The organism is Bradyrhizobium sp. AS23.2 (genome assembly GCF_001908185.1).
Classification (GTDB): domain Bacteria; phylum Pseudomonadota; class Alphaproteobacteria; order Rhizobiales; family Xanthobacteraceae; genus Bradyrhizobium.
The window spans coordinates 16,606-32,793 of sequence record NZ_LGHM01000116.1 but is presented as its reverse complement, the minus strand read 5'-3'; the positions used below and the strand labels follow the sequence as shown (position 1 = coordinate 32,793).

Here is a 16,188-nt window from a genome sequence, read left to right as displayed (position 1 = left end):
TTCCTGAGCGCGACTCCGAGCCAGGGAAGCTACGTGAACGGTACGGGTGTTTGGACGGTGGGAACGGTCACGACCGCCACCCCGCAAACACTGCAAGTGCAGGCCACCGTGGTCGGCTCCGGTTCGCAGACGAACACGGCCACCATCTCGCACAGCGATCAGTTCGACCCCAATCCCGGGAACAACAGTGCGAGCGCAACCGTCACGCCGCTCCAGGCCGATCTTCAGCTCACAAAGACGGTGTCCAATCCGACCCCGAACGTAGGGAACACGGTGACTTTCACCGTCACCTTGAGCAATGCGGGACCGACCACGGCCACCAACGTCACCGTGCAGGACCTGCTTCCCGCCGGCTTGTCGTTCGTGAGCGCGACTCCGAGCCAGGGAAGCTACGTGAACGGTACGGGGGTTTGGTCGGTGGGAACGGTCACGACCGCCACCCCGCAAACACTGCAATTGCAGGCCACCGTGGTCGGCTCCAGTTCACAGACGAACACGGCCACGATCTCGCACAGCGATCAACTCGACCCCAATCCCGGGAACAACAGTGCGAGCGCAACCGTCACGCCAGTATCGACCGGCGCCGACCTGTCGATTAGCAAGACGGCTCCCGCAACCGTCATGCAGGGACAAGCCATTACCTACACCATCACGGTGAACAATGCCGGGCCCGGCGCGGCTGCTAACGTCACGGTGAACGACGTGCTGCCCGCCGGCGAGACGCTTGTGAGCGCGGCCCCGAGCCAGGGGACCTTCAGCGCGGGTGTGTGGACGGTTGGAACGGTCACGACCGGTACCCCGCAAACGCTGACGCTAGTGGCGACTGTAAACGCCGTCGCGGGTACGATCCTGACCAACACCGCGACGGTGACAAGCACCACAACCGACCCGAACCCCGCCAACAATACTTCGAGCGTGACGACGACGGTGGGCGCGCCCGCGGCGACGACGACGACACTGACGTCTTCGCTCAATCCCAGCATGTTCGGTCAATCCGTGACTCTCACGGCCACGGTTTCGGCGGGCACGGCAACGGGTAGTGTCACGTTCAGGGATGGAGCGACGGTGCTGGCAACGGTACCGTTGAGTGGGGCGGCGACGGCAGTCTTTACCACCTCGTCACTTGCTCTCGGCCCACATTCGATGACTGCGACTTACAATGGCAGCGCGAATTTCGCAGCCAGCACATCGAGCGTGCTGGTACAGAAGGTAGGTCAAGCAGCCACAGCGACGGCGCTTGCGTCCTCGCTCAACCCGAGTGAATTTGGCAAAGCGGTTACGTTCACCGCCACGGTAACCAGCAGCGCCGGCACGCCGGCTGGCACAGTAACGTTCAACGACGGTGGCGTTGCTATCGGCACCGCGGTTTTGGCTGCCGGCATTGCTTCCTTTACCACCTCGTCGCTCACGGTCGGGTCGCACGCAATCACGGCGAGTTACGTGGGAGCCGGAAATTTCGGTCCCAGTAGCTCGCCGACACTTACGCAGGCCGTCAACACGCCCGCGGACAGCCTCAAGCTGCGCGCGTTGCAGGTATTGGTGACGCCAACTGTGGCCCAGGTTTCGGGGCAGGCGATCTCCGGCGCTATCGACAGCGCAATTGGTGAGGCCTTCAATGGAGGCGGGGCCTTCATCGCACCCAGCGCCAGTGGTGTGCGGTTTAATTTCGCCGCCGATCCGGAGGCGCAGCCGGCGAATGCCGCTCTCCGGTTCAATGATCCTTTTACGAGCGCCAACGGGACCTTTGCGAGCAACGGGCGCGGATTGGGCTCTCAGTCCAGTTCGCCCGCCCGCCTCGATGACACGTTCAATGCGCTGGGCTACGCGGCGCCCGCCAAGGCACCGCCGCTCCGTGTCGCCGAGCCGAGAGAATGGCTGGGTTGGGCCGAAGTGCGTGGGGCGACGCTCGATCGCTGGGGCAACTTGTCGACGGTCCCCGGAGCAACCGTGCTTTACGGCAACCAGGTCAACCTGCTGGCCGGTCTGACCCGGAAATTTGCGCCTAATTTCCTGGTGGGCGTACTCGGCGGCTACGAGACCTTCGACTATCGTTCGGACGCTCTGTTGGGCCGGCTGAAAGGCGACGGCTGGACCGTTGGCTCCTATCTCGGCTGGAAGATTACGCAGGGCATCCGCTTCGACGCCGGGGTCGCATATTCTGGTATCGGGTACGACGGCACAGCAGGCACGGCCGCTGGTTCGTTCGCAGGCAACCGCTGGCTTGTCACAAGCGGGCTCACCGGCGCTTACAGTAATTTCGGTATCCAGATCGAGCCATCGGCGCGCGTCTATGCGTTGTGGGAACACGAGAATGCCTACACCGACACGCTCGGCACCCTGCAAACAGCGCGCGATTTCTCGACAGGCCGCGCCAGCGGTGGTGTCAAACTGGCCTATCCGCTGACGTGGTCCGCTACGACCATCCTAACGCCCTACGTCGGAGTCTACGGCGACTATTACTTCAACGGCGACAGCGCCGGGGCGCCGGCCCCGGGCGCAATCCCGTTTGTCATCCTTGATGGCTGGTCGGCGCGCGCCATTGGCGGCCTGACGGCGAAGTTTGACAACGGTGCGCAAATAGCTGTCGGCGGCGAGCGCAGCGGCATCGGTGGCAATTTCGGGCTCTGGACCTATCGCGCCCGCGCGTCATGGCCCTTCGTTGCGCAGTAGATCGCGCTCGTCAGGCCGCGGCGCGGCCAAGCTCGAGCGGTTGCTTGCGCTTGGATGGGAAGCTCAGCGCCACCGCGACGGCGGCGAGCCCGATCGCGAAGGAGCCGGCGTGCAGCCATGTGTATTGCTGGAAAGTGTCGAACACGAGCCCGCCGGCCCAGGGCCCGAGTGCCATGCCAAGGCTGGCAAAGGCCGACACCGCGCCGAACACCGTGCCCATGATGCGCGCCCCGAAGAACTCGCGAACCAGCACCGCATAGAGCGGCATCACCCCGCCATAAGCGAGGCCGAACACGACCGACAGCGCATAGAATTCGCCGAGCTGGGCCACCGCGAGATAGGTCGCGATGCACATCGCCTGTACGAACAGGCCGCCGACCAGCACGGGTTTTGCGCCCACGCGATCGGCAAGCGCGCCCAGCAGCAGGCGCCCGCCGAGCCCGGAGACGCCGGCGACGCTGTAGACCGTCACCGCCGTGAGCGGCGCGATGCCGCACACCATCGCATAGGACACCATGTGGAAGATCGGGCCGGAATGCGCTGCGCAGCAGGCGAAATGCGCCGCGGCGAGCGCGATGAACTGCGGCGTGCGCAGCGCCTGCGCCGCGGTCAGCTCTGTCTCTGGCGCCGCGTCCGCGGTTGCGGGGCCGGCTGTCCGTGGCGCCGGACGCACCAGGAAGCAGGCCGGGATCAGCAGCACCCACGCGGCGATGCCGATCACCAGCATCGCGGTGCGCCAGTCATAGGTCGAGATCAGCCAGCTTGCGGTCGGCGCGATCGTCACCGGCGACACGCCCATGCCGGCGGAGACCAGCGCCACCGCGAGGCTGCGGTTCTTCTCGATCCAGGCGCTCGCGAGCGCCATCATCGGTGCGTAGAAGCTGCCGGCGGCAATTCCGATCAGCACGCCGAAGAAAAGCTGAAACTGCCAAAGGCTTGTTGCCTGGCTCGCGGTCACGAGGCCGAGCCCCAGCAGAAGGCTTCCGGCGAGGACCACGATGCGGGTGCCAAAACGGTCCGACAGCGCGCCCCAGAAGAACGCGGCAAAGCCCATGCAGAGGAAATCGAACGTCGCCGCCGCCGACACGCCGGCGCGCGACCATCCCATCGATTCCGAGATCGGCTGCAGGAAGACCGCGAGCGAGAGCATCGTGCCGAAGCCGACACAGGTCATCAGCGCGCCCGCGGCGACGATCACCCAGCCATAGTCGAATCCCGGCGGCTTGCTCATGCGTTTCCTCGCGCTTTTGGTCTTGTTGACGGTGCGCGCAGGGATGGTGGCCTATCTGCCGGCAGAGGGCAAGGCTACCTGCTGTGCGCAGGAAGCGAACCCTGTCAGGCCGCCCCTTGCCGGCTTTTCAATCATTCTCAGGCACGCACGCGCCACAGCGTGAGCGCGAGCAAGAGATAGGCGGCGCAAGTCCACAGTGACTGCCAGTTGGCCGGCCCTTCGTTAATCCCTACGTAGATCGCCGCTGCCAAAAAAAACGTTGGCAAATATCGACTCCGCCAGAGGGCGGTTTTCTTTCTTGGTGGGATTGAGCAGCGTTATAGCTGCAAAGGGCACCGCCGCCATGGTGAGAGCCGCAAAAGGAAAATCAATAAAGCGCGGATCGAATATAAGGCCGAGTGCGGTCGCCGTGCCGATCACGATGGTTGTGATCCACACCAACCCGTGCATGATTGCCAGCGCGGATTCAGTCCGGTAGCCCTCCGGACCCAGCAATTCCAGAAAACTGGGCGTTGGGCGACCCGACATTAGGGCAATCGCGCCGATCACCGGCGAAGCGGTTGCCGCCAGCAGAAGTGGGCCCCACAGAAGCCAGCCGCCTGCTCCGTAACTTTCATAGAATAGTTTTTGGGCGGCCACCCCAAACAGGATTCCGGCTGTAGTTGCCGTTATTCCGACCGCAAGCCATGCGACCGGCCCGGGATCCCTGGGTTTGCGGCGTAGGGTCAGCCATGCCGCGCCGAATATTAGGGTCGCCAACGCCATTCCGCTGCACATTTGCAATTTCCAGAGCGGAAAATTGCTGATCGGGATGCCGGCCGGATATTTCAGCCTGCGCCGCACGGAATCGAACAGTCCCCAAGATCCGCCGACGGTGCCCTCGATCTCTCGCTTCCACGATTCATCATAGGCTTCAAACAGGTTGACGCGGAAATTTTCGCGCCGCGCAAGGTCGAGGATTTCCGAGACCACCCGGGCTTGGTTGACGCGCGACGGAAGCGCCGAGCCGCGCATCCGTCCCTCGCTTGGCCAACCTATTTCTCCGATCAGGATCTCCTTGCCCGGAAAGGCTGCCACTACCCGACGACGAATCGCGTCAACATGCGCGGCTGCAAATTCCGCTCGGACCGGATCATCTTCCCAATATGGCAGGATATGAATTGTGACGAAATCGACGGCGTCATAAAGTTCGCGATTGCTCAGCCAGAACTCCCAGACATCTGCATAAGTGACGGGAACGGTGACCTGCGTTTTGACCGAGCGAATCGTGGCGGCGAGATCGGAGGCTGTTATATCTTTCCGCAATAATGTCTCGTTGCCGACCACGAGCGCAATGACGGTTCCTGGATATTCCCTGGCGAGGCGTGTCGCAGTCGAGATCTGCGCCCGATTCTTTTCCTGATTCCTATCAAGAAAAATGCCCTGAATGACTTTCAGACCCACCTTGGCCGCAAGTCCCGGGATTTGGTCGAGACCAAGATCGGTCGCATAAGTGCGGATGCAGCCGGATATTTTCGCGAGCTGGGCGAGATCTTCCGCGATCTGTTCCCGCGACACCTCCGTCGCAGGTGAAAGTGAGGTCTGATGCCTGCGGAAGGGGGCGTACGATATGCATTGCACCTCGTCATTCGGATCGATCGGTGTGCGCACGAAGTTGGCTGGTATTCCCAACCAGCCCCACGTGGAGGCGATAATGCTCAGCGACATCAAAAGAAGTGTCAGCGGCGTGCGCATGGAAACCAGCTCCGTCCCGCTCGCTGGATTGGGCGGCACAGGCACGTCGAATGACCCTCTTGTCCGATGACAATGGACCATCGTGGTCACTTTCTCAGTTGCGCGATCTGGCGAGCGCGTCGCACTGCATCAAAGCGTGCCTGCAATGCGGCTAGAGTTTGGATGACTAAGAAAGGAAGAGGACCAAGAAATTGAAGCTCCTCGGCCGCCCCAACCGGTTTCAAAATCGCTTAAAACGCTTTCAGCTCCTTTGACTCAGGTCAATCCCGACGGCCTGCTCATGCTTTCCTCTGCGCTTTTGGTTTTGTTGATCGTGCGCGCGGATGGTGTCTGCCAGCGGAGGGCATGGCTGGCGGTTACGCGCGGAGTCTCGCCCGTTCGGCCGCGAGCGGCGTGGTGGCAGTCCATTTCGTGGTGAGGATCAAGATATTCGCGGGATCGTCATTCCGGGGCGCGCGACTTGTCCGCCGAAGCTCGAAGAGCGAAGGCGGAAGCGCGAACTATGATGCGCAATTGCGCATCTGAGAATTCATCGTGCAGCAAGCAAGGTGGAGAAATGGATTCCGGGCTCGCGCCAAGTGGCGCGCCCCGGAATGACGATTTGGGCTTAGCGACTCTCAGCGCGGCAATGAGGGTTTTCGAGCGGAACGTCTCCCCTGTGCCTCTTCGATCAATCGAGCGATGTCTCGCAGATGCGGCGGGCAGCGCGCTTCGTGCCTTTATCGAACGCCGGAATGATGGCTGCCGTCGCAGCCGCGGCTGCAAGTTTGGGTTGTGCCTCTACGGACTCAATGCGAGAGTTGGGTCTCGAACGCGGGACATGCAGGGTGTGAACGCGATGGGGCTCACTGCCATCGATCTCGGGCTTCGCGGCGCGACGAGCGGCGTGTTCCTGATGATCATCCTCGTGGTGCTGTTGCGTCGCGCGACCGGTCAGCAGGCGTTGCTGGGCATGGCCATGTCTGCCGGTGGCGTATTCTACGCCATCACAACTGCCCCGTTTTTTCCCAAGTCGTCTTGGTGGTGGGTCTTGCCGATCCTGTCCGCGCAACCCGCCGTCTTCTGGCTGTGGGCGCGCGCGGCGTTCGACGATGATTTCGTGCTCAGGCGGTGGCACGGCGCCCTCTGGCTGGCGATCGTTGCCGTCGGGTTTGCGATTACGCTGGGTTGGGCAAACTGGCCCGCCTTGGCCCTGGCCGGCGGCAAGGTCCTGTCGTCGGTGGCCGTAGTGCTGGCACTCGCGGCCGCGGTCCAGACGGTCAAGACCTGGCGTGCCGATCTGGTCGCGCGGCGCCGCCGGCTGCGGCTGGCGATGCTGGCGATCAATGTCGTGCTCATCGCGGCTGTCGCCGGCGCCGGCTTCGCCGCGATTCCGGTCGCAGTCCCCGGCGCGCCCGGCAGTCTCCCGACCGCTCTTGGGCTGTTCGTGGTGGCCATGCTCGCCGGCTTGGGCGCATTCGGCACACAGGCGGCCGTGGCCGTCAACGACGCCACGGCGGCGATCGCATCCGGCGAAGCTCGCGGGGCCGATCGTGCCGCCAGGGGAGGGATCGTCGTCGACCCGTTGCTGCTCCGGCGCCTCGACCATCTGATGACGGTAGAGCGCATCTACAGGCAGGAAGGTCTTTCGATCGGGACGCTCGCGGCACGGTTCGACGTCCCCGAGTACCGGCTCCGCCAGGCGATCAACGAGGGACTGGGCTATCGCAACTTCAATGCGTTCCTGAATCACTATCGCATCGAAGATGCAAAGCTGGCGCTGTCCGACCTGGTGCAGCGGGAGGTGCCGGTGCTGACCATCGCCATGGATGCCGGCTTCCAGTCGATCGGACCTTTCAATCGCGCCTTCAAGGCCGAAACCGGCATGACCCCGAGCGAATTCCGTCGCGAGGCCCTGACCTCGGCGCAAACGGCACCCGACGCCGATCGCGACCGCAAAATCGGCCAGCGGCGTCAAGAAATCGGCTAGCCGATTTCCGCATCGGGCGAGAGGCCCCTGACGTGATTGGGCAAACTGTCTGGCAGAAGATCCTCTCTAGCCAGCATGAGCCGTCCATGTCCCCTCTCGCCGCTGCCACCCCTGTATCGGAACGGTTGCACGCGCTCGATGCTGTCAGGGGTTTTGCCCTGCTGCTCGGCATTGTCCTGCACGCAATAATGTCATTCGTGCCTGTCCCGAGGCTCTGGTTCATCCAGGATACCCATCCGAGCGTGGCCCTGGGCCTGCTGTCATTCACCATTCACGTCTTTCGGATGACGACCTTCTTCCTGATGGCAGGGTTCTTCGCCCGCATGAGTTTTCATCGCCGCGGAGCCTGGGACTTTGTCAGGGACAGGCTGCAGAGGATCGGGCTGCCGCTCGTGATCGGCTGGCCGATCGTGTTCACGCCCATGGCACTGATCGTGATCTGGGCGTCCAGCTTGGCGAATGGCGGCCCGACCTCCGGCGCGCGCGGCTGGCCGCCGGCGCTGCCGAATTTCCCCCTCGTCCACCTCTGGTTTCTCTATGTGTTGCTCGAGCTCTATGTCGCCATGCTGCTGCTGCGCAGCGTCATCGCTTGGCTCGACGCGTCCGGCACTCTGCGAACGGTCCTTGACCGTCTCTTCGCATGGATCATGCGCAATCCTCTGGCTACCCCGGTTCTGGCGATTCCGATTGGCATTGCTTTCAGCCTCGACCAAAGATGGATCACTGCGATGGGGGTGAGGACGCCGGATCAATCACTTGTCACCAACGCGCAGGCCTGGATCGGCTTCGGCACGGCATTCGGCGTCGGCTGGCTCTTGCATCGGCAGATCGATCTGCTGCGGCTCCTCGAGCGACGCTGGTTTCCGCACCTCCTGCTCGCGGTTGGCCTGATCCTGATCAACTTCGTGCTTTCCGGTGTGACGTCGTCCGCGCCGGGTGCGCCAAGACTGCCACTCAGCTCCGCCACGCTCAGGCTTGTCTCCGCCATCCTGTATGCACCGGCGATCTGGATTTCGACCTTCGCGGTCCTCGGTCTCGCGCTCCGGTTCATGTCCGGTTTCAGTCCGACGTGGCGCTACCTCGCCGATGCGTCCTACTGGCTCTATCTGATCCACACGCCGATCGTGATGGCGTTGCAGGTCGCGGTATCGCAACTCGACTGGCCCGGGCCGATCAAGTTCGCAATCATCCTCGTCGTTGCATTGCCCCCGATGCTTGCGAGCTATCACCTGCTGGTGCGCTTCACCTTTGTCGGCGTGGTGTTGAATGGCCGCCGCGCGCCGCGCGAAACGGCGCCTGCCGCCGCGGTCACCGGCCCGGCTGTGCCATGATCGCATTCTGCGGGTGTTTTGCCCGACGAGTCAAACGGACTTCGCAAAAACGAAAAAGCGCAATGCCAACAAGGTGCCGGCTACTGTGCATGGGGTTGTTTTCGAGATTTTTTTGTTGCCCGGTCGCGAAAGGTTTAGGCCGGACCTGGTCTCGTCACGAAATTTGGGTTTCGCCGTCGTCGTCATGACCGGGCTTGACCCGGCCATCCAGGGCTTCCGCGCGGCACCAAGAACGTGGATGCCCGGGACCCGGCTCCGCCAAGGCTTCGCCGGGCTACCGGTGTTGGGCCGGCGAAGCTTCAGCGAAGACGGCAAGCCCCGGGCATGACGGCGGCTGAAGTATTCGTTAGGCGGCCTGAGCGGTCGCCTCAGCTATCCACCTTCAGCGCGGCAATAAAAGCTTCCTGCGGGATGTCGACCTTGCCGAACTGCCGCATCTTCTTCTTGCCTTCCTTCTGCTTCTCCAGAAGCTTGCGCTTGCGCGTGATGTCGCCACCGTAGCACTTCGCGGTGACGTCCTTGCGCAGTGCGCGGACCGTCTCACGCGCGATCACCTTGCCGCCGATCGCCGCCTGGATCGGGATCTGGAACATGTGCGGCGGGATCAGCTCCTTCATCTTCTCGACCATGGCGCGGCCGCGGCCCTCGGCGCGGGTGCGATGCACCAGCATGGAGAGCGCATCGACCGGCTCGGCATTGACCAGGATCTGCATCTTGACGAGATCAGCCGGCTTGTAGTCGGTGAGATGATAGTCGAACGAGGCGTAGCCCTTGGAGACTGACTTCAGGCGGTCGTAGAAGTCGAACACGACTTCGTTGAGCGGCAAATCGTATTTCACCATCGCGCGGGAGCCGACGTAGGTGAGCTCCTTCTGCGAGCCGCGGCGGTCCTGGCACAGCTTCAGCACGCTGCCGAGATATTCGTCGGGGGTGAGGATCGTCGCCTCGATCCAGGGCTCGTCGATCTCGGCGATCTTGACCACGTCGGGCATGTCGACGGGATTGTGGATCTCGATCTCCTGGCCGTCGGTGAGCTTCATCTTGTAGATGACGCTCGGCGCGGTCGCGATCAGGTTGAGATCGAATTCGCGCGACAGCCGCTCCTGGATGATCTCCAGGTGCAACAGGCCGAGGAAACCGCAGCGGAAGCCGAAGCCGAGCGCGGCCGAGGTCTCCATCTCGAAGGAGAAGCTGGCGTCGTTGAGGCGCAGCTTGCCCATCGCGGCGCGCAGCGTTTCGAAGTCATCGGCGTCGACCGGGAACAGGCCGCAGAACACGACCGGGATCGCCGGCTTGAAGCCGGGCAGCATGTCCGCGACCGGCTTCTTGTCGTCGGTGATGGTATCGCCGACGCGGGTGTCGGCGACTTCCTTGATCGCGGCGGTGATGAAGCCGATCTCACCGGGCCCGAGCTCGTCGACCTGCTGCATCTTCGGCGTGAAGAAGCCGACGCGCTCGACGTCGTAGGCCGCGCCGGTGCCCATCATGCGGACGCGCTGGCCCTTCTTCATGACGCCGTCGACGACACGGATCAGGACGACGACGCCGAGATAGACATCGTACCAGCTGTCGACCAGCAGCGCCTTCAGTGTGGCGTCGCGGTCGCCCTTCGGCGGCGGCAGGCGGGTGACGATCGCTTCGAGCACGTCGGGAACACCGAGGCCGGTCTTGGCCGAGATCATCACGGCTTCCGAGGCATCGATGCCGATGACGTCCTCGATCTGCTGCTTGATCTTCTCGGGCTCGGCGGCCGGAAGATCGACCTTGTTCAGGACCGGCACGATCTCGTGATTGTTGTCGAGCGCCTGGTAGACGTTGGCGAGCGTCTGCGCTTCGACGCCCTGGCTGGCGTCGACCACCAGCAGGGAACCCTCGCAGGCCGCCAGCGACCGCGAGACCTCGTAGGCGAAGTCGACATGGCCGGGCGTGTCCATCAGGTTGAAGATGTAGTCCTTGCCGTCCTTGGCGCGGTACGAGAGCCGGACCGTCTGCGCCTTGATCGTGATGCCGCGCTCGCGCTCGATGTCCATGGAATCGAGCACCTGCTCCTTGCCCGCCATTTCGCGGTCGGAGAGGCCGCCCGTCATCTGGATCAGGCGGTCGGCCAGCGTCGATTTGCCATGGTCGATATGGGCGACGATGGAGAAATTGCGGATGTTGGAAATGGGGACGGTCGTCATGGGCGCGGGATACCACTCACATCCCCGTGCGGCAACCATATTGCTGTATTTTCAGGGCCTTTCTTCACGCCAAGCTGATTCCAACAGGGCCGAAAACGCGCTACGCAAGCGCCCCATGTCGACCACTTCTCTTCCCGCCGCCAGGCCGCGTACGAAGACCCGGGTGAGCTACAACCGTTTCCGGGCCTGGCTGGTTGCCTGCGCGACCCGCCCCGAGGCCAGCCTCTGGCTGGTGATCCAGCTCGCCATCCTGCATGCGGTGCTCTGGACCTTCATCCTGATCAATCTCAAGGCAGCGCAGGACGTTCACATGGACGTCGCAGAAGCCTGGGGCTGGGGGCAGAAATTCCTGCTCGGCTATGGCAAGCACCCGCCGCTGTCGGGCTGGGTCGCCGGCCTCTGGTTCAAGGTGTTCCCGCCGACGGACTGGGCGACTTATGCGCTGGCGATGGCGACCGACAGCGTCGGCATGGTGATCTGCTGGCTGGTCGCGCTGCGCGTGGTGGACGCAAGGCGCGCGTTCCTGGTCGTGGTGATGATCGCGCTCTACCCGATCTTCAATTTCAAGGGCTTCAAGTACAACGCGGACCTGCTGCAGCTCGTCACGCTGCCGCTTCTGGTGCTCGCCTATCTCAACGCCTTCGAGAAGCGAAGCTGGCAGTCCGGCATCTGGCTCGGGCTTGCCGGCGCGCTGGCGCTGATGACCAAATACTGGGTGCTGACCATGATCGGCGCCATCGGCCTTGCCGCATTGATCCATCCGGAGCGGCTGAGATTCCTGTTGTCGCCGGCGCCGTGGATTGCGATCGCGACGCTCGTGGTGGCGATGATCCCGCACATCGTCTGGCTGGCGGACGTGCATTTCGTGCCGCTGACCTATGCCGGCGACACCTACAGCCTCGAGGACAGCGGCCAGGTGCATCAGCTCGTCGCCGGCTACGCCCTGCATAATTTTGCACTGCTGGCGCTGCCGGTGGCGCTGGCCGCGCTGGCGATGGCGCTGGTGCCGCAGTGGTTCACGCTGTTGCTGCATTCGCCCTTGCGCATCGTCACGCGCGCATGGGGGCGCGGCGTCAATCCGGGCGTCAACCTGTCGCGAGCGCTCAATGTCTGGATCATCCAGATCATCGTCGCGATCGGCCCGCCGCTCGGCGCGCTCGCCTTCAGCATCTACATGAAGACCGATTGGGGCATCTCGCTGTTCTTCCTGGTGCCGCTCGCGCTGGTCGCGATCCCTGCGCTACGGGTGCAGAGCGCAACCCTCTTCAACATCGCCGCGATCTGGCTCGTGCTCAGCGTGGCGACGCTTGCCGCCTCGCCCTGGATCGCCGCGCGCGAGATGGCGGCCAATGCCGGCAACACGGCGACCTATGGCGCGCGCTCGGATCTCGCGCGCGAGCTGACGCAGGCCTGGCGCCAGCGCTTCGGCTCGCGCTGGGCGATCGTCGCCGGCACCATGGAATCGATCCAGCCGCTGGTGTTCTACAGCCCCGATCATCCGGCCGCGCTCATGCCGATCGAAGCCTGGGATTCCGGGCTGACCTCGCGCGATGACGTCAAGAAGTATGGCTTCATCGGCGTGTTCGATCCGACCGACGGCCGCCTGCCGGCGTTCGAGAAATGGGTGTCCGAGACCGCGCCGAATGCCGAGCGCATGGTGATGACGACGCGCCGCTTCACCCACGGCAAGGCCGGCCCGTCGATGAGCTGGAACATCTACATCGCGCCGCCGGCGAAGTGATCGAGGCGCCGTAGGGTGGGCAAAGCGAAGCGTGCCCACCAAAACCTCTCACAGGAAAGAAAGATGGTCGGCACGGCGCGTCGCGCCTTTGCCCACCCTACGGCGCCTTCATGGGCGCAGCCGCCTAAGTGCCTTCCTCGTTGAACTTGCTCTCAACGAGCTCGGTGATCGCCGCGAGCGCGGCTTCGGCATCAGCGCCGGCGGCGGCGACGGTGATGGTCGTGCCGGGTCCCGCGGCGAGCATCATCAGGCCCATGATCGAGGTGCCGCCGACGGTCTCGCCGCCGCGCGTCACCCACACCTGCGCGTTGAAGCGCTCGACCGCCTGGACGAATTTCGCGGAGGCGCGGGCATGCAGGCCGCGCTTGTTGATGATCAGAAGCTCTTTGGAAATCGCTCCTGCGGGCACGCCCGTCCCGGCCTGGTTTCCGAGTGGCGCGTGCTCGCTCATTTGCCGGCGAGCACGCGGCTGGCGATGGTGACGTATTTGCGGCCTGCTTCCTGGGCCATCGCGATCGCGTCGGGCAGCGAACGCTCCTCGCGCACCTTGGCGAGCTTCACCAGCATGGGAAGGTTGATGCCCGCGAGCACTTCGACCTTGGGCCGGCTCATGCAGGAAATCGCAAGGTTGGACGGCGTGCCGCCGAACATGTCGGTGAGGATCGCAACGCCGTCGCCGGAATCGACGCGGTTAACCGCCTCGATGATGTCGCTTCGACAGAGATCGGAATCATCTTCGGCGCCGATCGTGATCGCTTCGATTTGCTTTTGTGGCCCCATGACATGTTCAAGCGCTGCCTTGAATTCGTCGGCAAGGCGCCCGTGGGTCACAAGTACTAGACCAATCATCGGAAAAACTCCTCGCGGGCGCTCTTGGTGCGCCGCACGAACGCGCCACTTTGACCATCCAGAGCCCCCGCGCAAGAGGGGATGTTGCGTATCTCCCTGAATCTAGACGGATGGATGAGGGGAGCTGCGCCGGTCTATCCGGTCGCGATAGTGAGGTTCATATGGTTACCATATCCCTTCAAACAATCGCCTCAAGAGTTAGCCGAAGATTAACTCTTGGTAGTGGTCAAGGCTGCGACAACCAAAGGGAGGGGCAAATAGCCTCGCCCCACCGGGATTCTCGGTATTTCGACACCGGAAATGCTTGTTTTCAGAGATTCGGCTGGCGGCAGCCGCTCAGCGTCCGCGGCGTCCAGATCGACCACGAGGCCGACTGTCGCATGCTCCACAAAGTCGCAGCGGCGGATTCCGAGCCCGCGGACTTCGATCAGGCCGGCCAGCATGGGGGCCGGGCGGACCTCAATTTCCTGGCCGACTGTCGCCAGATGGACACGGTCATCGCCGACCAGAACGGTCCTTTCGATCACGCCGGCGCGCCCCGCCATGATCAATTCGAAGGCAAGGCGCGACTTGCCGGAGCCCGAGGGCCCGCGGATCAGAACCGCCAGATGTCCGATCTTGACTGCGGAGGCGTGAACGCTGGGCCCGCCTTCGCTCATAGCGCCGGCAGCCTCACCACGAAGCGTGCGCCGGCAACCGTCGGCGCGCCGTCGGCATCCGCGGGACCGGGGCGGTTCTCGGCCCAGATACGTCCGCCATGGGCGTCGACGATCTGCTTGGAGATCGACAGGCCGAGGCCGGAGTTCTGGCCGAAGCCCTGATGCGGACGGTCGGTGTAGAAACGCTCGAAGATGCGCTCCAGCGCATCGTCGCGGATGCCGGGACCGTCATCGTCGACCACGATCTCGATCTCGGAACGCACGCGCCGGCAGGTGAGACGCACCTTGCTGCCGGGTTCGGAGAACGACTGCGCGTTGGAGAGCAGGTTGGCGACCACCTGCCCCAGCCGTGAATCGTGGCCGGTCACGGAGAACGTATCGGTCGGGCCGCGGCCCTCGAAGCGGGCCTCGACGGCGACGTCGTGGCCGAGCTTGGTCTCGTTCGCGACCGAGACCAGCGTGCCGAGCAGGCGACGGAGATCGACCGCGATCGCGTCCTGCCGCTGTAGCTCCGCATCGAGCCGGCTGGCGTCCGAGATGTCCGAGATCAGGCGGTCGAGCCGCTTGACGTCGTGCTCGATCACCTCGAGCAGGCGCGCGCGGCTGCTCTCGTTGCGCGCCAGCGGCAGCGTCTCGACGGCGGAGCGCAGCGAGGTCAGCGGGTTCTTCAATTCGTGCGCGACGTCGGCGGCGAACATCTCGATCGCCTCGATCCGGCTGTAGAGCGCGCTGGTCATGTCGCGCAGCGCCCCGGAAAGATGGCCGATCTCGTCGCGGCGGCGGGTGAAGTCGGGGATCTCGATGCGGGCCTTGATGCGGCGGCGGACGCGCTCGGCGCTGTCGGCGAGCCGGCGCACCGGGCCTGCGATCGTGCTCGCGAGCAGCAGCGACAGCATGATCATGACGGCGGCGGCGACACCGCCGACTTTCAGAATGGCGAGGCGCTCGGCGGTGACCATCTGGTCGATGTCGTCGCCCTGGGTGGACAGCATCAGCGCGCCGTGGATGGCACGCGAGCGCAGCACGGGGACCGCAACCGAGACGATCACCTCGCCGCGCGAATTGACCCGCACCATCGAGCGTTTCTGGCCCTGGAGCGCATCGCCCACTTCCGCATAGCCCTTGCCGTTCTCGCGCCCCAGCTCGCGATAGAGCGGCAGGTCGCCGCGGTTCAGCCAGGTGCGCACTGCGACCATGCCGCGCTCGACCAGGCCGGGTTTCTCCGACGGCGGCGGCAGCGGGAAGGCCAGTACGTTGTCGAGGTCGCGGCTATCGAGCAAGAGCGTGCCGTTGGGATCGAATATCCGGGCGCGGGTCTTGGTCGGCGAGATCAGCGTACGCAATACCGGCGCAACACGCTCCGGATTGATCGGGAAATCCAGCGAGTCGTCTGTCCCGCCATAGCTGTCGCCCAGTTTCAGATCGAGCAGCCGGTCAGGATCGACCGTGATCGCGTTGGTCTGCACCGTCGCCGACGCTCCGATTGCACCGGCGATGATCTCGGCCTGCACCAGCAGGCTCTGGGCGCGCGCGTCAATCAGGCCGGCGCGGAATTGCGACAGGTACAGGATGCTCGCGACCAGCGCGACGAGGCCGGCGAGGTTAAGCGAGACGATGCGGCGGGTCAGGCTGGAGAAGGACAGCGCGAAGAAGAATTGCCCGGCGCGCTTCAGCCAATTCAGCGGCCCCCAGCCCTGCGGAGCCGCCTTGTCCTCGGCGACGTGCTCCGGAACGCGGTCGGATGCGAAATCCCCGGCGCTCTGGTTCTCGTGAGGCTGCGTTCGGTCAAGCAATGCTTACGCCCGCGTTAGGACATCTCGTGCG

Annotated in this window: 9 protein-coding genes and 2 pseudogenes; 4 read left to right on the top strand and 7 right to left on the bottom strand. The window is 64.0% G+C overall.

Annotated elements, in window-relative coordinates:
* The first annotated feature begins 3 nt into the window (after positions 1–3).
* Positions 4–2,670 carry an Ig-like domain repeat protein gene (locus AC630_RS24490; RefSeq protein ID WP_283808449.1) on the top strand — a complete coding sequence of 889 codons (2,667 nt, stop codon included), beginning with the start codon at positions 4–6 and terminating at the stop codon, positions 2,668–2,670.
* A gap of 10 nt (positions 2,671–2,680) precedes the next feature.
* Here the strand turns inward: AC630_RS24490 and AC630_RS24485 are convergent, their stop codons facing one another.
* Complete coding sequence (locus AC630_RS24485) at positions 2,681–3,901, bottom strand: MFS transporter (protein ID WP_074121000.1); 1,221 nt, start codon at positions 3,899–3,901, stop codon at positions 2,681–2,683.
* A 137-nt stretch (positions 3,902–4,038) separates the two neighbouring features.
* Positions 4,039–5,635 (bottom strand): annotated as a pseudogene (locus tag AC630_RS24480) (glycoside hydrolase family 17 protein).
* Positions 5,636–6,455: 820 nt separating this feature from the next.
* Here AC630_RS24480 and AC630_RS24470 point away from each other — a divergent pair.
* The gene (locus tag AC630_RS24470; protein WP_143198275.1) at positions 6,456–7,604 is read left to right on the top strand and encodes an AraC family transcriptional regulator; all 1,149 of its coding nucleotides are present in this window, start codon (positions 6,456–6,458) and stop codon (positions 7,602–7,604) included.
* 86 nt (positions 7,605–7,690) lie between these two features.
* Positions 7,691–8,935, top strand: coding sequence for an acyltransferase family protein (locus tag AC630_RS24465; RefSeq protein ID WP_074120998.1), 1,245 nt, complete (start codon positions 7,691–7,693; stop codon positions 8,933–8,935).
* A 368-nt stretch (positions 8,936–9,303) separates the two neighbouring features.
* On the opposite strand, the gene lepA is transcribed toward AC630_RS24465, so the two are convergent.
* Positions 9,304–11,115 (bottom strand): translation elongation factor 4, encoded by a 1,812-nt coding sequence (gene lepA, locus AC630_RS24455; protein WP_074120996.1) that lies wholly within the window; start codon positions 11,113–11,115, stop codon positions 9,304–9,306.
* 115 nt (positions 11,116–11,230) lie between these two features.
* On the opposite strand from lepA, the gene AC630_RS24450 reads away from it, so the two are divergent.
* Positions 11,231–12,856 (top strand): glycosyltransferase family 39 protein, encoded by a 1,626-nt coding sequence (locus tag AC630_RS24450; RefSeq protein ID WP_074120995.1) that lies wholly within the window; start codon positions 11,231–11,233, stop codon positions 12,854–12,856.
* 124 nt (positions 12,857–12,980) lie between these two features.
* On the opposite strand, the gene AC630_RS24445 is transcribed toward AC630_RS24450, so the two are convergent.
* The 4 genes and pseudogenes from AC630_RS24445 to AC630_RS24430 form a co-directional block, all read right to left on the bottom strand.
* Positions 12,981–13,307: an HPr family phosphocarrier protein gene (locus tag AC630_RS24445; protein ID WP_074120994.1), complete on the bottom strand. Its 327-nt coding sequence runs from the start codon at positions 13,305–13,307 to the stop codon at positions 12,981–12,983.
* Entirely contained in the window at positions 13,304–13,705 is a 402-nt protein-coding gene (locus AC630_RS24440; RefSeq protein ID WP_024339151.1) for a PTS sugar transporter subunit IIA, read from the bottom strand. The genes AC630_RS24445 and AC630_RS24440 overlap by 4 nt, the downstream gene beginning before the upstream one ends.
* A gap of 191 nt (positions 13,706–13,896) precedes the next feature.
* Positions 13,897–14,364 (bottom strand): annotated as a pseudogene (locus tag AC630_RS24435) (HPr kinase/phosphorylase).
* Positions 14,361–16,157 (bottom strand): sensor histidine kinase, encoded by a 1,797-nt coding sequence (locus AC630_RS24430; protein ID WP_074120992.1) that lies wholly within the window; start codon positions 16,155–16,157, stop codon positions 14,361–14,363. Before AC630_RS24430 ends, AC630_RS24435 begins: the two are co-directional and overlap by 4 nt.
* Between the last annotated feature and the right edge of the window lie 31 nt (positions 16,158–16,188).

Excerpts from the sequence above, each read along its gene's own strand:
- AC630_RS24445 (WP_074120994.1), bottom strand. The coding sequence starts at position 13,307 with ATGAGCGAGCACGCGCCACTCGGAAACCAGGCCGGGACGGGCGTGCCC.
- lepA (WP_074120996.1), bottom strand. The coding sequence starts at position 11,115 with ATGACGACCGTCCCCATTTCCAACATCCGCAATTTCTCCATCGTCGCC.
- AC630_RS24465 (WP_074120998.1), top strand. The coding sequence starts at position 7,691 with ATGTCCCCTCTCGCCGCTGCCACCCCTGTATCGGAACGGTTGCACGCG.
- AC630_RS24470 (WP_143198275.1), top strand. The coding sequence starts at position 6,456 with ATGCAGGGTGTGAACGCGATGGGGCTCACTGCCATCGATCTCGGGCTT.
- AC630_RS24450 (WP_074120995.1), top strand. The coding sequence starts at position 11,231 with ATGTCGACCACTTCTCTTCCCGCCGCCAGGCCGCGTACGAAGACCCGG.
- AC630_RS24440 (WP_024339151.1), bottom strand. The coding sequence starts at position 13,705 with ATGATTGGTCTAGTACTTGTGACCCACGGGCGCCTTGCCGACGAATTC.
- AC630_RS24485 (WP_074121000.1), bottom strand. The coding sequence starts at position 3,901 with ATGAGCAAGCCGCCGGGATTCGACTATGGCTGGGTGATCGTCGCCGCG.